Origin of the sequence: Massilia sp. BHUDP2 (assembly GCF_046236355.1) — a bacterium.
Taxonomy (GTDB): Bacteria; Pseudomonadota; Gammaproteobacteria; order Burkholderiales; family Burkholderiaceae_D; genus Telluria; species Telluria varians.
In genome coordinates this window covers 1,471,243-1,492,941 of record NZ_JBJUVW010000001.1, presented here as the reverse complement: position 1 = coordinate 1,492,941, position 21,699 = coordinate 1,471,243, and the positions used below count along the sequence as shown (strand labels likewise).

22 protein-coding genes are annotated in these 21,699 nt (G+C 67.3%); 10 read left to right on the top strand and 12 right to left on the bottom strand.

Features of this window, described 5'->3' with window-relative positions:
- Nucleotides 1–32 precede the first annotated feature (32 nt).
- Genes ACK6C6_RS06695 through ACK6C6_RS06685 form a run of 3 tightly spaced genes read right to left on the bottom strand, consistent with a single transcriptional unit; the run spans nt 33 to nt 1,536 of the window.
- Complete coding sequence (locus ACK6C6_RS06695) at nt 33–506, bottom strand: hypothetical protein (protein WP_409266508.1); 474 nt, start codon at nt 504–506, stop codon at nt 33–35.
- A gap of 16 nt (nt 507–522) precedes the next feature.
- Nucleotides 523–891, bottom strand: a complete 369-nt coding sequence (locus ACK6C6_RS06690; protein WP_409266507.1) for a hypothetical protein — start codon at nt 889–891, stop codon at nt 523–525.
- A gap of 12 nt (nt 892–903) precedes the next feature.
- Nucleotides 904–1,536: an NUDIX hydrolase gene (locus tag ACK6C6_RS06685; RefSeq protein ID WP_409266506.1), complete on the bottom strand. Its 633-nt coding sequence runs from the start codon at nt 1,534–1,536 to the stop codon at nt 904–906.
- Nucleotides 1,537–1,642: 106 nt separating this feature from the next.
- Between ACK6C6_RS06685 and ACK6C6_RS06680 the strand changes: the two genes are divergently transcribed.
- On the top strand, nt 1,643–2,512 hold the full coding sequence (locus tag ACK6C6_RS06680; RefSeq protein ID WP_152570843.1) for a DUF817 domain-containing protein: 870 nt from the start codon (nt 1,643–1,645) through the stop codon (nt 2,510–2,512).
- A 63-nt stretch (nt 2,513–2,575) separates the two neighbouring features.
- A complete protein-coding gene (locus tag ACK6C6_RS06675; protein WP_409266504.1) occupies nt 2,576–3,085 on the top strand; it encodes a nuclear transport factor 2 family protein in 510 nt (169 codons plus the stop codon).
- A 3-nt stretch (nt 3,086–3,088) separates the two neighbouring features.
- On the opposite strand, the gene ACK6C6_RS06670 is transcribed toward ACK6C6_RS06675, so the two are convergent.
- Complete coding sequence (locus ACK6C6_RS06670) at nt 3,089–4,942, bottom strand: flagellar assembly protein A (protein ID WP_409266503.1); 1,854 nt, start codon at nt 4,940–4,942, stop codon at nt 3,089–3,091.
- 161 nt (nt 4,943–5,103) lie between these two features.
- Nucleotides 5,104–5,487: a hypothetical protein gene (locus ACK6C6_RS06665; protein ID WP_209586038.1), complete on the bottom strand. Its 384-nt coding sequence runs from the start codon at nt 5,485–5,487 to the stop codon at nt 5,104–5,106.
- Between the two features lie 283 nt (nt 5,488–5,770).
- Between ACK6C6_RS06665 and ompR the strand changes: the two genes are divergently transcribed.
- The 3 genes from ompR to ACK6C6_RS06650 are packed head-to-tail and all read left to right on the top strand — an operon-like array spanning nt 5,771 to nt 9,559.
- Nucleotides 5,771–6,472: a two-component system response regulator OmpR gene (gene ompR, locus ACK6C6_RS06660; protein WP_051306146.1), complete on the top strand. Its 702-nt coding sequence runs from the start codon at nt 5,771–5,773 to the stop codon at nt 6,470–6,472.
- Nucleotides 6,472–7,845 carry a sensor histidine kinase gene (locus tag ACK6C6_RS06655; protein ID WP_027863810.1) on the top strand — a complete coding sequence of 458 codons (1,374 nt, stop codon included), beginning with the start codon at nt 6,472–6,474 and terminating at the stop codon, nt 7,843–7,845. Before ompR ends, ACK6C6_RS06655 begins: the two co-directional genes overlap by 1 nt.
- Before the next feature lie 7 nt (nt 7,846–7,852).
- Entirely contained in the window at nt 7,853–9,559 is a 1,707-nt protein-coding gene (locus tag ACK6C6_RS06650; protein ID WP_409266501.1) for a hypothetical protein, read from the top strand.
- Between the two features lie 3 nt (nt 9,560–9,562).
- Here ACK6C6_RS06650 and ACK6C6_RS06645 read toward each other — a convergent pair whose 3' ends face one another.
- From ACK6C6_RS06645 to ACK6C6_RS06635, 3 genes are all read right to left on the bottom strand, one after another.
- Complete coding sequence (locus ACK6C6_RS06645; protein ID WP_409266500.1) at nt 9,563–11,035, bottom strand: pyridoxal phosphate-dependent aminotransferase; 1,473 nt, start codon at nt 11,033–11,035, stop codon at nt 9,563–9,565.
- Nucleotides 11,036–11,187: 152 nt separating this feature from the next.
- Complete coding sequence (locus ACK6C6_RS06640; protein ID WP_409266499.1) at nt 11,188–12,219, bottom strand: TIGR01777 family oxidoreductase; 1,032 nt, start codon at nt 12,217–12,219, stop codon at nt 11,188–11,190.
- Complete coding sequence (locus tag ACK6C6_RS06635) at nt 12,216–12,758, bottom strand: GbsR/MarR family transcriptional regulator (protein ID WP_409266497.1); 543 nt, start codon at nt 12,756–12,758, stop codon at nt 12,216–12,218. The genes ACK6C6_RS06640 and ACK6C6_RS06635 overlap by 4 nt, the downstream gene beginning before the upstream one ends.
- Before the next feature lie 209 nt (nt 12,759–12,967).
- Here ACK6C6_RS06635 and ACK6C6_RS06630 point away from each other — a divergent pair, with 209 nt between their 5' ends.
- From ACK6C6_RS06630 to ACK6C6_RS06620, 3 genes are all read left to right on the top strand, one after another.
- Nucleotides 12,968–13,606: a PEP-CTERM sorting domain-containing protein gene (locus ACK6C6_RS06630; protein ID WP_409266496.1), complete on the top strand. Its 639-nt coding sequence runs from the start codon at nt 12,968–12,970 to the stop codon at nt 13,604–13,606.
- Nucleotides 13,578–14,552, top strand: a complete 975-nt coding sequence (locus tag ACK6C6_RS06625) for a threo-3-hydroxy-L-aspartate ammonia-lyase (protein WP_409266494.1) — start codon at nt 13,578–13,580, stop codon at nt 14,550–14,552. Before ACK6C6_RS06630 ends, ACK6C6_RS06625 begins: the two co-directional genes overlap by 29 nt.
- A gap of 234 nt (nt 14,553–14,786) precedes the next feature.
- Nucleotides 14,787–15,167, top strand: a complete 381-nt coding sequence (locus ACK6C6_RS06620; protein WP_209586029.1) for a DUF4124 domain-containing protein — start codon at nt 14,787–14,789, stop codon at nt 15,165–15,167.
- 25 nt (nt 15,168–15,192) lie between these two features.
- Here ACK6C6_RS06620 and ACK6C6_RS06615 read toward each other — a convergent pair whose 3' ends face one another.
- From ACK6C6_RS06615 to ACK6C6_RS06600, 4 genes are all read right to left on the bottom strand, one after another.
- Nucleotides 15,193–18,075 carry a putative bifunctional diguanylate cyclase/phosphodiesterase gene (locus tag ACK6C6_RS06615; protein WP_409267310.1) on the bottom strand — a complete coding sequence of 961 codons (2,883 nt, stop codon included), beginning with the start codon at nt 18,073–18,075 and terminating at the stop codon, nt 15,193–15,195.
- A gap of 162 nt (nt 18,076–18,237) precedes the next feature.
- On the bottom strand, nt 18,238–19,011 hold the full coding sequence (locus tag ACK6C6_RS06610) for an N-acyl amino acid synthase FeeM domain-containing protein (RefSeq protein WP_409266493.1): 774 nt from the start codon (nt 19,009–19,011) through the stop codon (nt 18,238–18,240).
- 248 nt (nt 19,012–19,259) lie between these two features.
- On the bottom strand, nt 19,260–20,108 hold the full coding sequence (locus ACK6C6_RS06605) for a PhzF family phenazine biosynthesis protein (protein ID WP_409266492.1): 849 nt from the start codon (nt 20,106–20,108) through the stop codon (nt 19,260–19,262).
- A gap of 43 nt (nt 20,109–20,151) precedes the next feature.
- Nucleotides 20,152–20,625, bottom strand: coding sequence for a VOC family protein (locus ACK6C6_RS06600; protein ID WP_209586027.1), 474 nt, complete (start codon nt 20,623–20,625; stop codon nt 20,152–20,154).
- A gap of 135 nt (nt 20,626–20,760) precedes the next feature.
- On the opposite strand from ACK6C6_RS06600, the gene ACK6C6_RS06595 reads away from it, so the two are divergent.
- Both ACK6C6_RS06595 and ACK6C6_RS06590 read left to right on the top strand, forming a co-directional pair.
- A complete protein-coding gene (locus ACK6C6_RS06595; RefSeq protein WP_229412980.1) occupies nt 20,761–21,045 on the top strand; it encodes an autorepressor SdpR family transcription factor in 285 nt (94 codons plus the stop codon).
- Nucleotides 21,045–21,695 carry an SdpI family protein gene (locus tag ACK6C6_RS06590; RefSeq protein WP_409266489.1) on the top strand — a complete coding sequence of 217 codons (651 nt, stop codon included), beginning with the start codon at nt 21,045–21,047 and terminating at the stop codon, nt 21,693–21,695. The genes ACK6C6_RS06595 and ACK6C6_RS06590 overlap by 1 nt, the downstream gene beginning before the upstream one ends.
- Nucleotides 21,696–21,699 lie beyond the last annotated feature (4 nt).

Genomic DNA, 21,699 nt, shown 5'->3' with positions numbered 1-21,699 from the left:
CGAGCTCCCCTTAAAATGTTGACTGCAGTCAACTATCGCACTGTGCCGGGGCACACTGCACTGCTGTTGTCCAGGCTATTGCCGGATTCGCCGACAGAGCGCAATGCGCGTCTGGCCCGGTGCAGGGTCTGGACATTGCGAAAACTCACGTAGGCCAGCCCGGCGATGAACAGCGCCGCGAAAGCGAGCGCCAGGCGGATGCCGCCGAACAGGAAACCGCCTGCGAAAAAAAACAGGCCGTACCAATAGATGTCGTAGACCGTGGCCAGCACCAGCCCGGCGGCCGAATGCGTGAGGCTGACCTTTTGCGAGGCGAGGTCGCGCCAGCCCAGCACCGAGTTCCAGTCTCCCGCCCGCCCGAATGCGATGGCGTAGGTGGCGCCTGCCTGCGGGATGGCGCCATGCCCCAGGCTGACGCCATATTGGGTGCGGCCTTCGCTGCGAAAGCTGAAGTCGCCGGCAGCGACATTGAATACCTCTTCAACATGGATGCGTTCTATCTGCATGGTTCTCCGTTCGCGGTCAGGTTCGGGGATCAAGGTAGCGCTTCCCCAGCGCCGCCCTGGCGGCGCGCTGTTCGATGTGCTTGAAATAGGCCCTGCCCCTGCCCTCCGATACAAAGTAAAAATACTCACCGTGGGCATTGCGCGCATAGCGGGTCACACTGATGGCGCGGATGCGGTACTCGTCCTGGTAGGCCACGTTTTCGACCACGATCTCGGCGCTGCGCCCGTCGAAGCACAGCTCCGGCGGCGCTTCCGTGATACGTATCTGCCGGAACTCCTCGTTCGCCATGCCGACGATGTCGCGCGCGCCGCGTATGTACCGGTAGTTGCTGTACGCGACGACCGCAAGGAACACGATCCCGAGGACCAGCGCAATGGGTTCCATGGCGTCTCTCGTTCAGGCCTGCAGCCAGGCCACCAATGGCGCATCGTTCGGATTGACCAGCACCTTGTCCAGGTGCGCGCGCGGCAGCAGCGACACCGCCTGGCTCTCCCAGCCCATGTCGGACGGGCAGCCGCCGACGCGCCGCCCCAGGTAGTAGCGGGTGCGGCTGCGGCTGCGCGTCAGGTCCATCAGGTGTCCGGTCAACAGCACGTGCAGGCCGCTTTCCTCGTACGCTTCGCGGATCGCCGCGGCGCGCAGCAGCATGCCCGGGTCCAGCGTCCCTTTCGGGAAGGTGGCCGGGTAGCCGCCGAAGCCGTTCGACGGGTGCACCACCCAGACCCGCCCGTCGTCCTCGAGGATGACGACGCCGGCCGCCACGCGCTTGCCCGGCGCGGGTTCGAAGGGCGACTCGCCGAAGGCGTCCTCCTGCCCCGCAAGCGCGATCCAGCCGGCATCGATGCGCGGGGCCTCGCGCCACACGGCAAATGCGAGGCCGTTCAATGCCGGCGGCACCGGGCCGCCCGGGATCACGGTGGCGGGGAGCAGCGGGTCGAGCCAGTTGTCCAGCGGCGTCGGCGCGGTGGGCGCGGCGATGGCGACCGGCTTGCCCCATTCATCAGGTTTCGGATGGATCGGCGTTTGCATGTCTCCATTCTAATACCGCAACAGCGGCGCAGCGAAGCATTGATTCGCCACCCCTTCTGTGACAACATCGGTCGACCCCATCCGCCTCCGACCGCGACCGACAACAATGAACAAGACGCCCGGCTCCGCTCCCATCACCCTTGCGCTCGACAACGTCCTGCTCGACACCCGCCCGCGCCAGCTCGGCGGCTGGCGCCGCGCTGGCGCCGAGTTCCTGTACTTCGGCTTCAAGAACGCGCGCGCCTGCCTGTTCGTGGGCCTGTTCTTTGCCGCCATGATGCTCACGCCGCGCACCGGCATCCTCGGCATCCCGCGCTACGACCTGCTGCTGCTGGTGGCGCTGGCGATCCAGCTGTGGATGGTGAGATCAGGCCTGGAGACGATGGACGAGCTGAAGGCGATCTGCCTGTTCCACGCGATCGGCTTCGCGCTCGAGGCATTCAAGGTGTCCGGCGCCATCCAGTCCTGGGCCTACCCCGACTTCGCCTACACCAAAGTGCTGGAGGTGCCGCTGTTCTCGGGCTTCATGTACGCGGCCATCGGCAGCTACATCGTGCAGGCCTGGCGCCTGTTCGACCTGCGCATCCGCCACCATCCGCCCCACTGGATGGCCTGGGCCATTGCGATCCTGATCTACCTGAACTTCTTCACCCACCACTATATCGGCGACTACCGCTGGTACCTGGCCGCCTGCGCGCTCGGCCTGTACTCGCGCACCATGGTGGTGTTCCGGCCGCTCGACCGCGACCGCAGGATGCCGCTGCTGCTGGCCTTCGTGCTGATCGGCTTCTTCATCTGGCTGGCCGAGAACATCGGCACCTTCTGGGGCGTGTGGCGCTACCCGAACCAGCTGGGCGCCTGGTCGGTGGTCCACGTGAGCAAGTGGAGCTCGTGGTCGCTGCTGGTGATCATGACCTTCACCATCGTGGCCAACCTCAAGCATATCAAGGAAAAGATCCACGTCGCGCGGGCATAGCTGCGCGCGGCGCGGGTATCATGGGTGGGTAGCGCCCGTGTCCGCTTTTCCAAAGGAGCCGCCATGAAACCGCCGACCAGCCTGGTCATGCTTGCCCTGCTCGCGGTACTGCCCGCCGTCCTGGCGACGCCCGGAGCCGTCCAGGCGGCCGGCTTCCAGAGCCAGCGCGCCATCGCCGCCGGTGAAGTCGACCTTCCGGCCATGCTGGCCGGGATGGAACGGCAGCGCGCGAAGGCCATCGTGCAGCGCGATATCGCCACCCTGCGCCACCTGATGGACCGCGAGTACTACCACGTCGACAGCCGCGGGCGGGTGCGCAGCAAGACCGAGCTGCTCACCGCGCTCGAACGCAACGAATTTCGCTTCCGGCTCTACAATATCGACAGCACCGAGGTGCACCCGCTGGAAGGCGGCAACGCGGCCCTGGTCACCGGCACCTACCGCGCGCTGATGGCGGGCGACACCGCCAAACCGCCGCGCTTTCGCTACGCGCATCTGTGGATACGCCAGCCGGACGGCTGGAAGAACAGCTTCCACCAAAGTACTGCCATCCGTCCCGCGCAGGACGATTGAAGATCAGGCGACGGCGGCTTCCGCCGTGCTCCAGCTGACGCTGCCGCTGCCGCCGGCGAACAGCAGTTCGGCGCCGCTGGCCTCGCGCAGGCGCGCCTTGATCTCGCGTGGCGCCAGGTTGTAGTGATTGCCGCGCTCCGCATCCGCGCTGTCCGGTTCCACGTCGAGCGCACGCACCGTGAGCTCGCCGGCCACCTGCGCGATGGCGACGCTGACCGTGCCGCTGTGCTGCGCGCGCTGGGCTTGCAACCTTTCCAGCAGCGCCATCCCGGACTGCTGCTCGGTCTCGACGTCCTTGATCTCCTGCGACAGCGTGGCCATCTGCTTGAGCGCCGGCGCGGCGGTGGCGGCGAGCTTCCTGAAGGCCGGCTGCTGTTCCGGCGTGAGCACCAGTTCGCCCTTGCGCACGCGCCCCGCCAGCCTGACGTAGCTGGCCACCTCGGGTTGGGCCGCCAGCGCGCCCATGGCGGCGCGGCGCCGGCCGGCCAGCTCGCCGAACTGGCCCACGCGCTCGCGGATCATGCCGAGCGCCGCATCGATGCGGGTGCAGTCCGGGCGTAGCACGAAGACCCGCATCTCGCTGTGTCCGCGCGGCGCGGCGCGCTCGATGGCGATGCGCCTGGCGGCGATGGCGCAGCCTTCGGCCTGGCTAATTTCCACCTCGTCGGCCACGATCTCGCAATTGAGCGCCTCGACGATCGAGACCCTGCTGCCGGAGATGATGCAGTTCTCGGCGCGCTGCAGACTGACGTCCCCGTTGGCGCTCTGGATGGTAGCGTTCGATGCGACGCCGGCCACGACGATCGGGCCATCGCTGTTGCGCGCGCTGCCGCCCATCAGGTTGCGGTTCAGGCGCACCACGCCGCCGCGCGAGGCGATGCGGCCGAAGACGTCGGCATGCACCGTGATGCTCTCGCCTTCGACCACGCGGTTTTCCTGCACCTCGCCGAATTCCTCGTAGTCCCCCTCGAGCTGCAGGTTGCCGGTGGTCCTGGCACTGACCCCGTCGTGGCTGACGATCTTGTCGCCCACCGAGATCCGGTTGCCTTCCACGTTCAGGAAGCCGTCCTGCAGGGCGAGCACGAACTCGCCTTCGGCGATGCGGTCGACCGTGGTGCCGGGGCCGCTCCAGTCGCTCAGTTCGAGATCCAGCGGCAGTTCGGGCGCAAGGGCGATGCCGGACAGGTCGAAGCCCGGCTCACCCTGCACGCGCGGGAGCTTGCGCAGCAGGCGCGTGCCGCGCTGGACCTGGGGGAAGCGGTTCTGGAAGCTCATCAGGTCGAGCTTGCCGTTGGCGAGCTGGCGCGGGGCGTCGCTGCGGTGCAGTTCGTTCGAGACCTCGACCACGCGCGCATCCTCGCCCGGCCGCGGAGGCAGGCGGCGCGCCACCACGATGCGGCCGGCCGCGCTGGTGGCGATGGCGTCCCTGACTCCCGCGACGTCGATGCCGAAGCGGATGCCCTTCGTCCACATGTCGGCGATGAACTCGTCGATGTCGAGCCGGGCCGGCTGCTCGACGCCCTCGGGGTCCGGCAGGAACACGGGTTCGAAGTAGTATTCGGCCTGGCCGTCGGCGATCCTGACGGCGCGGTAGAGCTCGCGGCGCGCCGGATCGAAGGGCAGGATGTCGTCCGCCAGTCGCACCACGGTCTCGCCGCGGGCATTGCGCGGCAGCTCGGGACCGTGACCGAACAAGGCCTTGATCAGGACCGGATAGTCGAGCCTAGAGAAATACTGGTTCCCGAGCAGGATGCCGTCGACCGCCGCCAGCAGGGCCGGGCCCAGGGCGGCCACGTCGCAATAGATGCCATCGGCCTGGCGGGCGATGCAGGCTTCTGCGGCTGCTGGGTTGGACACGGCGCATTCTCCCGATCTGCTAAGGTCTCTTCAAGATAGCACGTTGCAATACGAAAATAAACATATAGCAACTAGATTTCCATGAAGAAACCCCACCGATGGGGGAAGCGCGCCGTAAACGAGAACGGCGCCCGCAGGCGCCGTCAGGATTGCAGGCCGGCTCAGCGGCGCCGCGCGTTCGGATACAGGTCGCGGTTGGCTTCGTTGATCTGGCGCTTCAGTTCGCTGCGCTCGTCCGGCGTCATGCGGCCGCGGCGGCCACCTTCTTCACGCATGGAGTCGCGCATCGCCTGTTCCTGGCGCATGCGGGCCTCGTCGCGCATTTCCTGGGCGCGCGGGTCGTAGCGCGGATCCTGGGCGCGCATCTCGTAACGGTCGCGCATGGCCTGCTGCTGCATCTCTTCGCGGCGCTGGCCACGGTCCTGGCCTTCTGCCATGGCGCCGGCGGCGGTGCAAGCCAGGGCGACAGCGATCACACCGTGCCTGACGAAACGCGCCAGCCGACCCTCGTTTGCTGCCTGGATTTTCGTATGCACGTTGTTCATGGTGTTCCTCTTCCGCGATGCCATATAAACAGATAAGCTGTGATTTCCACTTGCAGCCAGTGTATGTGCATAGCGTCCGAGGTGTAAGACCGAATGGGTAAAGTTTGTAACACAATGTAATGGCTGAGCCATCCGAACAAGATGTTCAAGCGATAACACGTTACCATAGCGACATGCTTCTGACAATTCTGGATTCCATATGAACGCATCGACGAACAATACGGGCAGCAACCCGACCAACAACAGCGCCACCGGCAACCAGGGCGGCCACTCCGCCAAGATCATGGTGGTGGACGACGACGTGCGCCTGCGCGACCTGCTGCGCCGCTACCTCACCGAGCAGGGCTTCCAGGTGGTGACCGCGGAGAGTGCGCCGGCCATGAACAAGCTGTGGCTGCGCGAGCGCTACGATCTCCTGGTGCTGGACCTGATGCTGCCGGGCGAAGACGGCCTGTCGATCTGCCGCCGCCTGCGCGGCGCCGGCGACCAGACCCCGATCATCATGCTGACCGCCAAGGGCGAGGACGTCGACCGCATCGTCGGCCTCGAGATGGGCGCCGACGACTACCTGCCCAAGCCCTTCAACCCGCGCGAGCTGGTGGCCCGCATCGGCGCGGTCCTGCGCCGCAAGGGCCCGGACGAAATCCCGGGCGCGCCGAGCGAAACCCCGCAGACCTTCGAGTTCGGCGATTTCGTGCTCGACCTGGGCACGCGCACGCTGAAGAAAAATGGCGAGACCGTCCCCCTGACCACCGGCGAATTCTCGGTGCTCAAGGTGTTCGCGCGCCATGCGCGCCAGCCGCTCTCGCGCGAGAAGCTGATGGAACTGGCCAGAGGCCGCGAATACGAAGTCTTCGACCGCTCCCTGGACGTGCAGATCTCGCGCCTGCGCAAGCTGATCGAGCCGGATCCTTCCAGCCCGCTCTACATCCAGACCGTCTGGGGCCTGGGCTACGTGTTCATCCCTGAAGGACAGCCGCGCTAGTGTTCGCCCCACTCTCGGCGGCGCGCCGCGCCGCCCGCTTTGCCTGGTACCGGAGCGGCCTGTTCTGGCGGACCTTCCTCCTGATGTCGGCGCTCACCGCCGCCTCGATGGGCTCGTGGATCGGCATGATCAGTGTGTTCCAGCGCGGCCCGCAGATCCAGCAGACCGCCGAGCTGGTGGTGTCGGCGGTGACCATCACCAGGGCTGCCCTGATCCACTCGGCGCCTGCGCAGCGGCTCGAGCTGCTGCTCGAACTGGTGTCGAACGAAGGCATCCGCGTCCTGACGCTCAACGAAGACGACATCGTCGAGCCGCCGCCCAACAATCCCCTGATGCCCGAGATCGCCGCCATCGTGCGCGAACGGCTGGGCAAGCAGACGCGCTTTTCCGCCGGCGTGAACGGGGTGCCGGGCTTCTACATCAGTTTCAACATCGACGGCGACGAATACTGGCTGATGCTCGAGCGCGAGCGCCTGGCCGGGCTGACCCGCGTGCAGTGGCTCGGCTGGGCCACGCTGGTGGGCCTGCTGTCGCTGATCGGCGCCGCCTTCATTTCCTCGCTGGTGAACCGGCCGCTGGCGCGCCTGACGGCGGCCGCGCGCGCCATCGCCAAGGGCGAAAAGCCGGCGCCGCTGCCCGAGAAAGGCTCGCAGGAGATCATCGAGGCCAACCGCAGCTTCAACCAGATGGTGGACGACCTGGCGCAGGTGGAGAAGGACCGCGCCGTGATCCTGGCCGGCATCTCGCACGACCTGCGCACGCCGCTGGCGCGTATGCAGCTCGAGGTCGAGATGGCCAACCTGCCGCAGGAGGCGCGCGAAGGCATGCAGTCGGACATCGACCAGATGGACGCGATCATCGGCCAGTTCCTCGACTACGCCAAGCCGACCGATGCCGCCACCTTCATCGCGGTGAACCTGTCCGAGATGCTGGCCGAGGTCGGCCGCGAGGCGGGCCGCATCCGCGACCTGCGCGTGCAGGTCGACCTGATGCCGGGCGTGCACGTGATGGGCAACGCGACCGACCTGCGGCGCGTGGTCAACAACATCATCGAGAACGCACGCAAGTACGGCAAGACCCCGGGCCAGGATTACACCGAGATCGCGATCGTCCTGCGGGTCAAGGCCACCGGCCACGGACGGCGCGCCGTGATCGAGATCTGCGACCACGGGGTGGGCGTGCCGGAAGACCAAATCAACCAGCTGCTCAAGCCCTTCACGCGCCTGGACAGCGCACGCGGCCAGGCCAACGGCGCCGGCCTGGGCCTGGCCATCGTGGAACGCGTCCTGAGCCGCCACAATGCCGAGCTCACGGTGAGCAACCGCGAAGGCGGCGGGCTGCTGCTGCAGCTGGCCTTGCCACTGGCCGGGTAAGCGGCGCGTGGGTCAGCTGCTGGCCGCCCTCCTCCGTGGCCTCGGCCGCAACCTGCTGGTGTTCGCGGCCATCGTGCTGGTCCTCGCCTCAGGCCACTGGCTGCGGGGCGAATGGGCGAACCTCCAGCACATCGTCGCCGAGCTGCCGGCGCTGCGCCAGGCGCAGGCCGACTTCGACGCGCGCCGCGCCGCGCTGGCGCGCGATACCGAAGAAGAACTGCGGCAGCTGGCCGGCGCCGGCATCGCCCGGCTCGACGGCCGCATCGCCGCCATCGACGCCGAGATCGCGCGGCTGCGCCGCGAGCGGGAAGCGGCGCCGGTGCTGGGCGCCGCCCTCGCCGGCCGCGAGGCCCTGGCGCAGCAGCTCGCCCGTTCGGCCATGCGCGACATGGAAATCGAACTGCGGCGCCAGGAAAAGACCCACCTGCAGGCCCTGCGCGCACGCGCCGATGCGCTCGCCAACCGGCAGGCCGCGCTGGCCACCCTGGAGCGGCTGCGGCGCGAGCACGTGGCGGTCTACACGGCGCTGCAGGACACAATGAAAAAGCGCGCCCAGGCGGAACAGGCCGCGGGAACCTGGGGCAAACTGTTCTTCACCGACGACTACCGGCAGCTGCGGGCACTGGACGCACAGCTAACACAGCTGCGCGCCAGGAACAGCGCCGCACACCGCGCCTTCGTGGCGCAGCGGGCGCTGGTGAACACGCTGCCGGCGGTCGGCGCACCGGCCGCGTTCCGGCTCAATGAAGAAGCCCTGGCGGCAGCGTCCGCCCCGCTGCGCGAACGGCTGCGGCAGGTCGAGGCGCTGGCGGGAACCAGCGGCGCCTGGCGCGCCTACGGACTGGTGCAGCCGCTGTTGCTGCCGGCATTGCTGGTGCTGGCCGCGTGGTGGCTGGTGCCGGCCGCCATCCGCGCCCTGTTCTATTTCGTGCTGGCGCCGCTGGCGGCGAAGAGGCCGGCGATCGTCTTCGAGGACGCGCCGGCATCCTCCGGCACGCCCACCCGCACTTCCTCGCGCATCTCCGCCGTCTCGCAGCAACTGGTCCTGGCGCCGGGCGAGGAACTGCTGATCCGCCCCGACTACTGCCAGAGCCAACCCGCCGGCGTGCTCGTTGCGACCCGGCTGCTGTTCGACTGGCGGCGGCCGCTGAGCAGCCTGGCCGCGCGCCTGTGGATGCTCAAGCGCCTGCGCGCCAGCGCGGCGGCCGAGGTGGTCGTGTCGGCCACCAGCGACCCGCTCGACGAAGTCGCGCTCCTGGTACTCGGGCCCGGGGAATCCTTCGTGCTGCAGCCGCGCGGCCTGGCTGGCATGGTCTACCGGACCGGCCGGCGGCCCATCATCCGCAGCCACTGGCGCGTGGGAACCCTGCACGCCTGGCTCACCCTGCAACTGCGCTACCTGGCCTTCGAGGGCCCGGCGACCCTGGTGCTGAAAGGCTGCCGCGGCGTGCGCCTGGAATGCGCCGGGGCCGGCCGCACGATCAGCCAGGATGCGACCCTGGGCTTCAGCGCGCATGCGCGCTACGGCACCGTGCGCGCCGAACCCTTCCTGCCCTACCTGACGGGCCGGCAGCCCCTGTTCCACGACAGTTTCGCCGGCCAGGATGCCTGCTTCCTGTACGAGGAAGTGCCGCGCTCGGCCCAGGCGGGCGGGCGCCGCAGCAATCCCTTCGAGGTGCTGCTTGACGCCGGCTTGAAGGCCTTCGGTATTTAAGCCTCAGGCTTCCTTGCGGAACACCGGCGGCAGCACCGGCGTGGCCAGCGCCGCCCGGCCGCCGAAGGTGGCCGCCATGTCGTAGCGCAGGCCGGCCGCTTCCCAGCGCCGCAGGAACTCCTCGATCACGTCCGGATGGCTGCCCAGGTGCAGGCGCACGTAGGGCACCGGAGCGGTCTGGTTGAACAGCGAAGCCGATACCAGGGTGCCGGTGGCGAAGAACAGGTCGTCGCGGAAGCGGTCGATGCCGCCGTCCGTCGTCTGGTAGACCTTCGGGATCTCGATCAGCATGTAGGAGGTCGACGGTCCGATGCACAAGGCGGCATCCATCCATCCCATGCGCTCTTTCAGGCGCGCGCGCACCAGTTCTTTCTGGCGGGTGTAGAACAGGCCGGTCTCGATGGTCCAGTCGGCCGCTTCCGGCGTGGCCAGCCAGGCGCACATCAGTTCCGCGTTGTGGGTATTGGTGTGGTAGCGGTTGATCCAGGATTCGCGGCTCAGCTGGCGCAGCATCTTCGGCGAGGTGGTGATGGCCGCCACGCCCATGGTATTGCAGGAGAACTGCTTGCCGAAGGGACGGGTCGCGACCCAGCGCTCGAACATGCCCGAGCGCACCAGCGCATTGTCGCCGCCGTCGTGGTCGAACGCGTCGAGCAGCGCTTTCAGGTGGTTGACGACCGGCGCACGCGGATCGTGGACGCAGTAATAGGCGTCGTCGAGCAGCAGGAAGCCGCCCTGGTCGGCGCACAGGTCCAGCAGATAACGGGTCACGTCGACCGGCCACTGCATGCCGGTCGGGTTGTGCTGGGGATTGCTCACCGCCATGGCGATGTGACGGCTGCCGTCGGCCAGCGTCTCGCGCACGATCGCATCCCATGCCTGCAGGTCCGGCAGCCAGCCGTTCTTCGGTCCCAGCGGCAGGAACACGATCTCGAAGCCGACGTCCTTGAAGATGCCGCGGTAGTCCCAGGCGGGGGTCGGCACCAGCGCCACCGGCGTCTTGCCCGGATGGGTTTGCGTCGCATGGCGCATGGCGACCTTCGCCATGTCGTACATCGCCATCCGGGTCGTCATCGCCAGGCAGCCGACGTCGATGTCGAGGCCAGCCTCGGGCCGGCGCGCCTCCAGGTGGTGCTCGCTGACGATCAGGCGGCGCATGAAGTTGCGGTGGCGCTGGATGCCGTAGCCGGATTCGGCATAACCCATGTCGCCGCGTGCGAACTGGAAGGCGTTGATGAACTCCAGGAATTTCGGGCTGACGCCGTTCCAGTGTTCGCCCTTGACGGCATACAGGGCCGGTCCGTGCGGGGCTCCGGCCTGCATGTACTCGTGGTACAGCACCTGCTCCGGCGAGCACTGGCGCATCTCTTCCGAGTCGTTCTGAAGGTGTTCGGCGGCGGCCTGGATGTGGCTGCGCAGGTGCGGCGTCCAGGTCGGGACCGTGGGACGTTCGAGGGCTTGGTTCAACTGGGTCATCGGGAGGTCTCTCACTATTAACTTGGCGGAAAGCTTGTAGTTTTGCCATGTGGCAACACTGCAAACTCCGCGCAGTCTAATGAGTTGGTATGGACCCGGTCGCACGATTGGATGGGGCGATCGCGCCCCATGCAGGCCGCATGAAACGCGCTCTAACTGGCTTCTTTCAGGCTCGCCAAAGCCTGCGCAATACCGGGATAGCGGAACACGAAACCCTCCTGCTGCAGCCGGCGCGGCGCGACGCGTTGTCCTTCCAGCAGCAGGTCGGACTGCTCGCCCAGCACCATGCGCAGCGGCCAGCCCGGCGTCGGCATGAAGCTGGGGCGGCGCCAGATGCGCGCCGCCGCCTCGCTGAATTGCGCCTGCGTGACGCATTCTGGGGCCGTGAAGTTGCTGGCCCCGACCGCACCTGGACGTGGGTGCGCGAGCGCATGGCGCCAGCGGTGCGCCATGCCGCCCACGACATCGTCCACATGGATCCACGACAGCCACTGCTGCCCGCTTCCCAGCCTGCCGCCCAGGCCGAGCAGGATCGGCAGCAGCATCATGGGCAGCGCCCCGCCCACGCCCACGACCAGGCCGAAGCGCATGCACTCCACCTGCACGCCGTACTGCGCGGCCCTGCCGGCCGCCTCTTCCCATTCGCGGCACAGGTCCGACATGAAGACCGGCTGCGGCGGCGACGATTCGTCGAGCTCGGATTCGTCGCCGATGCGCTGGATGCCGTAGTAGCCGATGGCGGATGCGTTCAGCAGCAGGAAAGGCTTGTGGTCGGCCCGCGCGATCCAGTCCACCACCTGCCGCGTCAGGCCGATGCGGCTGCGGCGCAGCGCTTCCTTGCGCGCCGCGGACCAGCGCGGACCCAGGATGCGGGCGCCGGCCAGGTTGAGCACGACCTCGATGCGGGTCTGCGGCGGCAGCGCCTCCATCGATCCGACGCACTCTACCCTGCCGTCAAACAGGCGCGCCGCCGCTTCCGGCTGCCGGCTCAGGGCGACTACCCTGTGGCCGTCCTGCAGCAAGGCCCGCACCAGGTGCTGGCCGACGAAGCCGGTGGCGCCGGTGACGAGGACGCTGCGTTGATGCGCGTCGAAAGATATGGCGGGCGTAGCACCGCCGCCCTGCCCGCGCGCCGCCGCGATCACCTCGCGCAGTCCCGATAGCTTGCTCACGGTGGATGTCATGGCTGCTCCTTGCTTGTGGGTCCGAGGAAGCGGGCGACCTTGCCGCCCATCTTGAGAAAGCGCTGCAACGTCTGCGGCGGCAGGTGCCGGTAATCCTCGAAGCTGGCGCTGAGCATCTCGAGGAACTCGAGCACGACCTGCATGCGCGCCAGCGTGGCGGCATCCAGGCCCGCGTCTTCTTCGCCTTCGATGGCGCATTCGCGCAGCACGGTCAGGGTCGGGTCGATCTCGCGGCGCTTGCGCTCTTCCAGGATGACCCGGAAGATTTCCCACACGTCCTGCAAGGCCTGGAAGTGGTCGCGCCGGTCGCCCAGCACGTGCGACACGCGCACCAGCTTCCAGCTCTGCAATTCCTTGAGGCTGTTGCTGACGTTGGAGCGGGCCACGCCCAGGGTCTCGACGATGTCGTCGGCGGTCAGCGGGCGCTCTGACAGGTAGAGCAGCGCGTGGATCTGGGCGACGGTGCGGTTGACGCCCCAGCGGGTGCCCATCTCTCCCCAGTGCAGGACGAATTTCTGTGCGGTCGGGCTCAGGCTCATGGCCTTCCTTTATTTCTGTCGTTACAGAAATTAAAGAACATAATGAAGAAAAGAGCAAGCATTGATTCGATACCGCCGTCATTCCATGCGTGGCGCTTGGCCGGCCCGGTGCACCGCGCGTCACAAAACAAGCGTACTCTGCCGGTTCGCCCTGCCCGGCTTGCCTGGGACCGGCCAGGCGATTCGTCTGTCCAGGCGACGGAGGCACTATGAAACGTCTGTTCCTGGGCGCGGCCGCCCTGCTTACCTGCGCGGCTGCCCACTCGCAATCCGCCACCTGGACCTTCACCTACACCGGCTTCTATGACAACGAGGCCCAGGTCTACCGACCGGACCTCACCCTGAAGGGAGAATTCACCGGCGCCGACCTGGATGCCGACGGGGTCATCGAACGCACCGAACTGTCCGGCTTCCAGTTGTTTCATGGCTCCTTCCCCCTGGACCTGCTCAACTGCGCGACCGTCTATCCGGATTCGTACGGCTGCACGGTCGAGCGCTTCTTCTTTTCCGAGGCGGCCGGCCTCGATTTCTCGGGCAACCACACCCGGTCGAACATGCACACCGGCAATACGGAATACCTGCGGGTCGCCACCGGCATCAGCTGGGTGACGGGGCATTACTCGGGCCGCGCCGGTTCGGAGCCGGGCTCCTCGGTCTTTTTCTGGACGCCGCAGACCAGCTTGAGCATCGTGTCCTCGGTGCCGGAACCGGGCCAGGCGACGCTGCTGGCACTTGGCCTGGGCGCGCTGGCATTCGGCGGCCTGCGCCGCGCGCGGCGGCTTCGCTATACTGTCGGCTTTCGACTTTCGCGAGCCCGCCATGACCGCTACCACCCTCTCCTACCGTGACGTCGAACTGGCCGCCGAGCGCCTCCTTGGGGCCGCGCACCGCACGCCGGTCCTGACCTCGAGCACGGCCGACAAGCTCTCCGGCGGCACCCTGTTCTTCAAGTGCGAGAACTACCAGCGCATGGGCGCGTTCAAGTTCCGCGGCGCCTACAACGCGATCGCGAAGTTCGACGATGCCCAGCGCGCCGCCGGCGTGCTGACCTTTTCGTCGGGCAACCACGCGCAGGCGATTGCCCTGTCGGCGAAGCTGGCCGGCATCAAATCGACCATCATCATGCCGCAGGACGCGCCGGCGCTGAAAGTCAAGGCCACCAAGGAATACGGCGGCGAAGTCATCACCTACGACCGCTACACCGAGAATCGCGAAGAGATCGGCCGGCGCCTGTCGGAAGAGCGCGGCATGACCCTGATTCCGCCCTACGACCATCCGGACGTGATCGCCGGCCAGGGCACGGCGGCCAAGGAATTGTTCGAGGAAGTCGGCGAGCTCGACATCCTGCTGGTGTGCCTGGGCGGCGGCGGCCTGCTGGCCGGCTGCGCGCTGACGGCGCGCGCGCTGTCGCCGAATTGCAAGGTGATCGGCGTCGAGCCGGAAGCCGGCAACGATGGCCAGCAATCGCTGCGCAAGGGAGAAATCGTGCACATCGCGGTGCCCAAGACCATCGCCGACGGCGCCATGGTGACCCATATCGGCGAGCACAACTTCGAGGTGATCCGCCGTAGCGTGGACGACATCGTCACCGTCAGCGACGCCCAGCTGGTGCAGACCATGGCCTTCTTCGCCGAGCGCATGAAGATGATCGTCGAGCCGACCGGCTGCCTGGCGGCGGCAGCGGCCCTGCACGGCGTGGTCGACGTCAGGGGCAAGCGCGTGGGCATCCTGATCAGCGGCGGCAACGTCGACCTGTCGCGCTTCGCCGAACTGATGCAGACCCTCGAATCCTGACGGATTCGCCTGATGGAATTCATCGGGTCGCCTGAACTGCCCGCACCCGCCGGGCATTATTCGCAGGCCGTCGTCACGCGCGGCGGCCTGGCGTTTCCTGGTGGTAGTGCAATTGGTCGCGGAACGCCCTAACGGCTGAGAGATTCTTGTGCGCAGGCCGCGCACACGTGAGGCAGCGAACAGAGCATTGTAAGATCGACATCGACAATGGAGGCTCGAACAAAGGAGCCGACCATGAAGCGTCATCTCTGCCTCAGTATCCTTGTCGCGGCACTGGCCGCGCCCGGCGCCCACGCTGGCGCGAACATCGTCAAGTGCGTGGACGGCGCCGGCCGCGTCACCCTGACCGACCAGCCCTGCGAGCACGGCGCCACCATGGTGCGCCTGGCGAATATGCCGGCCGACGAAGGCGTCACGCGCGCCGAACCCTATCCCTTGATCACCGAGCGCGGCGTGCTGCCGCCGACGCCGGTCGCGCAGCGCCGCCAGGCGACGCAGCGCGTGAAGGCCAAGCCGATGCTGCGCGACGTGGTCACGCTCAAGGCGGCGCGGGCGCAGTTCCTGTTGATGGATGCGGCGGGAACGCCGAAGCATACGCTGGCGACGCTGGACTGAATTCCGGCCTGCCCGGCCGGCCAGCTCAATGCAGGTCGTGCAAGCGCGTCACGCTCGCCAGGTGCGAGGGCGACGGCGACTCCAGCATGCGCAGCACCTCCAGCACTTCCGGGTGGGTGATGAAATCCGCGGCCGACCGGGCCTGCAGCAGGCGCTCCGGCGGCTGCGAGCGCGCCACCGCCCAGCCCTGCACGTAGTCCACGCCGATCTCCGCCAGCGTCTGCACGGTGGCCGCGTCTTCCGCCCATTCCGCGATCGTCTTCATGCCCAGGTTGCCCGCCAGACTGACGATCGCTTCGACGATCGCCACGTTGGCCGGGTGGGCGTTGATGTTGACGATGAAGTTGCCGTCGATTTTCAGCACGTCGGCCGGCAGTTCCTTCAGGTAGGAAAAGGAGGTATAGCCGGCGCCGAAATCGTCCAGCGCCACCTTCACCCCGAAGCTGCGCACCTGGTCGATGAAGCGGCGCGTATTGTCGAGGTCATGCAGGGCGACGCTCTCCGTGATCTCGAGGCACAGGCGGCTGGCGACGTGCACGTAGCGTCCCAGGATGTCGAAGGTGTCCTGCACGAAGCGCTCGTCGTTGAGCGAGGCGCCCGACAGATTCATGCAGACGAAACGGGTATTGCCCAGCTCCTCGGCATGCTCGGCGATCCAGGCCAGGGTGGTGTTCAGCACCCAGCGGTCGATCACGCTGGCGCGGCCGCTCTTCTCGGCCGCCGAGATCACGGCGCCGGCCGGCACCACGCGGCCGTCCTGCTCGCGCATGCGCAGCAAGACTTCGAAGTTCAGCGATTCGCGCGGGCTGCGCAGCGACATGATCGGCTGCATCTCGAGCAGCAGGCCTTCGGTGGCCTGCGGGCCGGACAGGCGCGCCACCATGTCCAGTTCGGCCGCGCGCTGGCGGAAGGCTTCGGCGCCGCGCTCGTACACCACCAGGCCCTCGCCCTGCCCCGTCTTGGCTTCGCGGCAGGCGCGGTCGGCGGTCGACACGGCGTCCTTCATGGCGATGCCCGGCGTCACCTCGATCAGGCCGACCGAGCCGCGCACGTGGAAGGCCTTGTCGCCCACCCGGTAAGGCGTGTTGCCGAGGCGGTCGACGATGCCGCGGCAGATGATCGAGGCCAGCGGGATGGCGGTCTCCGGCATCACGATCACGAATTCGTCGCCGCCCACGCGGCCGATCTGCTGGCCGCCGGCCAGCATGGTGGCCATGCGTTCGCACACCTGCTTGAGCACTTCGTCGCCGGCGGCGTGGCCGAACAGGTCGTTGATGAGCTTGAAGCGGTCGAGGTCGACGTAGGCCAGGGCCATCGGCTTGCCGGCGGCCAGGCCATTCGCCGCCAGCGCGAATTCGCGCTCGATGCCGCGGCGGTTGAAGACCTTGGTCAGCGGATCGTTGTTGGCCATGAAGTGCAGCTGCTCGGTGGCCTTGTGCTTTTCGGTGGTGTCCTGCAGCACGCCCTCGATGCGCGAGCGCGCCAGCGTGGCGCTCACCAGGAAGCGCTGGGTGCCGTCGCGGCTGGTCAGTTCCATCTCGGCCTCGGCCTTGGCGTGCACCCCCTCGTGCAGTGCGGTCCAGGTGCTTTCGGTGAAGAACTGGCGCCATGCGGTGCGGCCCGGCACGAAGCTGGCGATGCCCAGCATCTTCTGCAGCGCCGGGTTGACGCTCAGGAAGTGGCCATACATGTCGAGCGTGAACAGGCCCACCGGCATGGCCTGGTAGGCGTGTTCCAGTTCCTGCTGGGCCGCTTCGCGCTGCTCGGTCTCGACCCGCATCTGCTCGGCCACGGCCAGCGCGGCCAGCAGGCTCGACGCCAGTGCGGCGGTGACGCTGTTGATGATGCCCAGCAATTCGCGCATGCCGAGCGCGGCCGAGGCGACTTCGGCGATGGTAGCCAGGAAGCTGACGGCGAAGGAGGCGGCGAACCAGGAGGCGACCCGGTTGCGCGATTCCGCGATGATCTTGAACAGGCCCACCGTCATCACCGAGAAGCAGCATACGGTGATGCCCCACAGCAGCGGCAGGTACATGCCGTAAGGCAGGAACATGGCGGCGGCCAGCATCGGCATGCACAGCCACTGCATGATGCGGAACGGCAGCACGTAGCGCAGCGCGGCGATGTTCTCGCGCAACAGCGACTGGTACAGGGTGAGCGTGGCGATGCCGTACAGGGTGATGGTCACCGACCGGCTGCGCAGCAACCAGTCCGAGGGAATGGTCTGGCCGAGCCACTGGATGTCCCAGCCGGCCGACAGCGCGGCCACCCGCAGGTTCAGCACCAGCCAGCCGGCGAACAGCACGTACAGCGGCTGGCGGTTGATCAGGGCGGTGATCAGGATGAACAGGGCCAGCACGATCATGCCGCCGTCGAGCAGGCCCGATTTGCGGTGGTACTGCTCGACCGAGAGCTGGTGCTGTTCGGCCGGCCACTGCAGGACCGACAGGCGCGCCGGGCCGGAGAAATCGGCGCGGCACAGCAGTTCCGGCGGCAGCGGGTTCAGCGTCAGGGCGAAGCCGGCCTTCGAGGCTTCGATGGCCCCTTGCCCGGCGCTGCGGGTGGCGCTGCCGAGCGGCGCCAGGCTGGCGGCGTCCCAGCAGGCCACGTCGAGCGCGTGACGCGAAGGAAACTCGACCACCTGGGCGCCGGCGCGCGGCATCGGCTCGAAGGCGAACCAGACCGGGGCTTCGGACAAATGGGTGTCATGGCCGGTCACCAGGCTGGAGGCGCGCGCGCGCGCCAGCGCGGCGCCCGGCGACAGGCTGGCTTCCTGCTGGACCGTCACATGCATCGACAGCGGCACGTCGCCGGAGGTGCGGTACTGGTCGTGCCAGAAGATCAGGGCGACGAGGGAAACGAGGCCGATCCCGAACGGGATCAGGTAATACGAGAACAACTTCAACACCCGCTCCACCACCGCATGCGCGGCGGCCAGGAGCGAAGAACGACGTTGGGGTGTTGGGATGGACATAAGCTGGACCGGTGCGAATCAATGCTGCGCCGGAGCCGGCGCAGCGTCAAGTCGCAAGGATACAGCTTTAGGTAGATGCCGTCATGCAATATATGCTTAGCAAATAGCGAATTGGCGTGTCTGCAACGTCAAATCCGTCAATTTTGTCACCTTGGTGGTGGCCAGCGCCGGCGGCGCGGCGGGGCCGACGTCGATGTCCGGATGCTGCGTATCGAAGAAGAATGTGGCCAGCGGATGGCGCGCATCGCGGTAGCGCTGTTCGAAGCTGGCGATCTCGAAGGCCATGACGCGGTGCGGGATATTGCCGACGTGGCGCAGCGGCACGGCGCCCTGCTCCGGGAACACATCGGAAAACAACAGTTGCTCGTACTGGCGGTCCACCGGCGGACGGCCGGTAGCGACCGAATAGTCGATGGCGTTGTCTTCGCAATACATGAAGCAGGCCTTGATCAGTGCCATCTTGACCACACGGCCGATGCGGCCCTCATCGATGCCGAGGCGGGTCGCTTCGACCAGGCGGCGGCCCTGCAGCCAGGACGGCAGCTCGACCGATTCCTCGACGCCGAGCGGGCGGTACAGGTTGGTGCGGATGCGGGTACTGCCGATCGGCGAGCCGTCCAGCCGGGATTCGGCCAGCAGCACGATGGTGTCGTCCTCGTAGTCGGCGGCTTCGGGCTGGGCCAGCGAGCGTGCGAAGTCCGGCACGTGGCGGGCATAGGCCGCATGGCGGATCTTCACGGCCTTGAGCAGGTCGGCCTCGGTTTCGACCCGGCGAATGGTGAATGGCAGGCGCTCGATGGGGCGACCGGCGGCGCGAGCGGCACGGGCCACATCGGCGGGGTTGGAAACGACTGGGTCGAACAGCGACATGACAACTACTCCGGATTGAAATTATGAAACGAAACTTGCTTGATTCAAATTATCAATCCGCTCAGCAATATTCTAATTGCTGAGCTGAAGCACTTTTTGCCCTCTGTTTGTCCTACACGATTGCAAGATTACTCCGACAGTTTTGCAAGATTTCTCCTACACGAAAGCACGAGCGTACTTAACAATGTCGTCACACTTACCAATAGTTATTTGACAATCAGCGCCGCCCGGTCAGCGCCGCAGCGTGTTTACATCATGCGCGCCGTGCCGGACACCCGGATCGATCCACCCGCGTCAAGGCCGATGTCGGCGGACAGGCGCGAGCGCATGCCCATGTCTTCGCCCTGCACCACCTCGATGCGTCCGCCGTGCGGCCAGCCGAGGTCGCGCAGGTAGCCGGCGAAAGCCGCGGTGCCGGCCCCGGTCGCCGGGTCCTCGAGCACGCCGCCGGAGGCGAAGGGATTACGCGTATGGAACAGCTGCGGCGTTTCCGCCCAGGCGAAGACCACCGTCACCAGGCCGTGTTCGTTCATCAGGCGGCGGCCGGCGTCGAGCTCGTAGGCCATGCGGGCCAGCGCGGCGCGGCTGTTCAGCGCCAGCACCAGGTGGTCGGCGCCGCCGTGGGCCAGGGCCGGCGGGATGCGTTCGTCGAGGTCGGCGCGGGTGTAGCCGAACAGGGCCAGCGCGGCGTCGACCAGCGCGGCGGGCGCCGGGCTGCTCCTGGTCGGCGGCGACTGCAGGCTGGCCGCCACCCGGCTACCCTCCACCCGTCCCTCGACCGAGATGGTGGCCGCGTTCAGCGCCAGCTCGTAGCGGCCGTCGCCGAAGCGGCGCGCCAGCGCGGCGCCCAGCGCAATGGTGGCATGGCCGCAGAACGGCACTTCGGACTCGGGCGAGAAATAACGCACCCGCCAGGCCCCGGTCGAGCCGGCACGCTGCGGCGCGGCGAAGGCGGTTTCGGAAAAGCCGATGGCGTGCGCCAGCGAGCCCATCTCGGACGGGGACGGCAGCGCCTCGCCGATCCAGACGCCGGCCGGGTTGCCGCCCTGGTCGCCGTCGGAGAAGGCGGCAATGCGGAGGATGTCTTTGTCGTTCATGGCAGTCTCTTTCTTGTGCTTGGGCGACCGCCATGATAATCCCTCAAGGACAGCCCTGCTGCATGGCCGCGGCCATCTCCTCGGGCGAGACGTCGCGGATATGTGTAGCCATCGACCAGCGGTGCCCGAACGGGTCTTCGACCACGCCGTAGCGGTCGCCCCAGAACATGTCGGCTGGGGCCATGCGCGCGATCGCGCCCGCCTCCACCGCGCGCTCGAAGGCGTGGTCGACGTCCGGCACCGACAGGTGGATGGTGACCGGCGTGCCGCCCAGCGCCGTGGGGCCGGTGGCGTCCCAGTCGGGGAATTCGTCCATCAGCATGAGCATCGAATCGCCGATGCGCACGCTGGCGTGGGCCAGCTTGCCGCCGGGCCCGGGCAGGCGCATGACTTCCTCGGCGCCGAAGGCGCGCGTGTAGAAGGCGATGGCGTCGGCGGCGCCGGCGCAGACCAGGTGGGGCGTGATGGTGTGCATGCCGTCTTCGACGGGCTTGACGGTGTTCTCTAGCGTGCTCATGGCGGTCTCCTCGGTTGGGAACAAGCGTACAGACACTAGCGCCGGGCGAAGGTTCTGGCCATCCCTAAAAAGCTTGACCTGGGACCGTGCCGGCCCTAGTATTTAGACAGTCATCTAATTAGAAAGCGATCGAACATGGCAGGACCGCTGAACGAGGTGTTCAAGGCGATCGCCGATCCGACGCGGCGCGAGATCCTGCGCCTGCTGCGTCACGAAGAGATGAGCGCGGGCGAGGTGGCGGCACGCTTCGACATGAGCAAGCCGACCATGTCGCATCATTTCGCAGTGCTCAAGGCGGCCGGCCTGATCACCAGCCGGCGCGAGGGGCAGACCATCTGGTATGCGCTCGACACCACGGTGCTCGAGGACGTGCTGGCCTGGTCGATGGACATGGCGCGCGGCGCCAGGGGAGAAAAATGATGAAGAAGCGTTTTATCCTGGTGTGCCTGGCGGCGCTGCTGATCGTGCTGGGCATGGCCGCAACGATCTATCCGGAACTGCCGGCGCGGGTGCCGGTGCACTGGAATGCCGGCGGCGAGATCGACGGCTGGGACGAGCGCCACATGCTGCTCATCCACTCCGCCTTCCTGCTGGGACTGGCCGCGCTCTGGCTGGTCCTGCCGAAGATATCGCCGCAACGCTTTGCAATCGACGGTTTCGAGAGCACCTGGTGGTTCAGCGGCATGCTCATGGTTTGCCTGATCGCCTACCTCCAGTGCGTCCACCTGTGGGCCGCATACCGGCCCGGCTTTCCGATGGACCGCGCGGTACTGGGCGGGCTGGGGTTGCTGTTCGTCCTGCTCGGCAACGTAATGGGCAAGGTGCGCCGCAACTTCTGGCTCGGCATCCGCACGCCATGGACGCTGGCGAACGAACGCGTGTGGTACGCCACGCACCGGCTGGCGGCCAAGAGCATGGTGGCAGGCGGCCTGCTGCCCCTGCTGGCGGCCTTCGGCGTGCTGCCGGGGGCGGTGGCGGTGGTGGCGATGGTGGCGTCGGCGCTGGTGCCGGTGGCGTTTTCGCTGATCTACTACAAGCGGCTGGAGCGCGCCGGAACGCTCGAGGCCTGATCCT

What these genes read in the sequence shown, in the direction of transcription:
- ACK6C6_RS06665 (WP_209586038.1), bottom strand. Translation starts at nt 5,487, where the DNA reads ATGAACAACGTGCATACGAAAATCCAGGCAGCAAACGAGGGTCGGCTG.
- ACK6C6_RS06625 (WP_409266494.1), top strand. Translation starts at nt 13,578, where the DNA reads ATGACCGCTACCACCCTCTCCTACCGTGACGTCGAACTGGCCGCCGAG.
- ACK6C6_RS06630 (WP_409266496.1), top strand. Translation starts at nt 12,968, where the DNA reads ATGAAACGTCTGTTCCTGGGCGCGGCCGCCCTGCTTACCTGCGCGGCT.
- ompR (WP_051306146.1), top strand. Translation starts at nt 5,771, where the DNA reads ATGGTGGTGGACGACGACGTGCGCCTGCGCGACCTGCTGCGCCGCTAC.
- ACK6C6_RS06600 (WP_209586027.1), bottom strand. Translation starts at nt 20,625, where the DNA reads ATGAGCACGCTAGAGAACACCGTCAAGCCCGTCGAAGACGGCATGCAC.
- ACK6C6_RS06595 (WP_229412980.1), top strand. Translation starts at nt 20,761, where the DNA reads ATGGCAGGACCGCTGAACGAGGTGTTCAAGGCGATCGCCGATCCGACG.
- ACK6C6_RS06645 (WP_409266500.1), bottom strand. Translation starts at nt 11,035, where the DNA reads ATGACCCAGTTGAACCAAGCCCTCGAACGTCCCACGGTCCCGACCTGG.
- ACK6C6_RS06690 (WP_409266507.1), bottom strand. Translation starts at nt 891, where the DNA reads ATGGAACCCATTGCGCTGGTCCTCGGGATCGTGTTCCTTGCGGTCGTC.
- ACK6C6_RS06675 (WP_409266504.1), top strand. Translation starts at nt 2,576, where the DNA reads ATGAAACCGCCGACCAGCCTGGTCATGCTTGCCCTGCTCGCGGTACTG.
- ACK6C6_RS06640 (WP_409266499.1), bottom strand. Translation starts at nt 12,219, where the DNA reads ATGACATCCACCGTGAGCAAGCTATCGGGACTGCGCGAGGTGATCGCG.
- ACK6C6_RS06680 (WP_152570843.1), top strand. Translation starts at nt 1,643, where the DNA reads ATGAACAAGACGCCCGGCTCCGCTCCCATCACCCTTGCGCTCGACAAC.
- ACK6C6_RS06605 (WP_409266492.1), bottom strand. Translation starts at nt 20,108, where the DNA reads ATGAACGACAAAGACATCCTCCGCATTGCCGCCTTCTCCGACGGCGAC.
- ACK6C6_RS06635 (WP_409266497.1), bottom strand. Translation starts at nt 12,758, where the DNA reads ATGAGCCTGAGCCCGACCGCACAGAAATTCGTCCTGCACTGGGGAGAG.
- ACK6C6_RS06695 (WP_409266508.1), bottom strand. Translation starts at nt 506, where the DNA reads ATGCAGATAGAACGCATCCATGTTGAAGAGGTATTCAATGTCGCTGCC.
- ACK6C6_RS06610 (WP_409266493.1), bottom strand. Translation starts at nt 19,011, where the DNA reads ATGTCGCTGTTCGACCCAGTCGTTTCCAACCCCGCCGATGTGGCCCGT.
- ACK6C6_RS06590 (WP_409266489.1), top strand. Translation starts at nt 21,045, where the DNA reads ATGAAGAAGCGTTTTATCCTGGTGTGCCTGGCGGCGCTGCTGATCGTG.
- ACK6C6_RS06685 (WP_409266506.1), bottom strand. Translation starts at nt 1,536, where the DNA reads ATGCAAACGCCGATCCATCCGAAACCTGATGAATGGGGCAAGCCGGTC.
- ACK6C6_RS06620 (WP_209586029.1), top strand. Translation starts at nt 14,787, where the DNA reads ATGAAGCGTCATCTCTGCCTCAGTATCCTTGTCGCGGCACTGGCCGCG.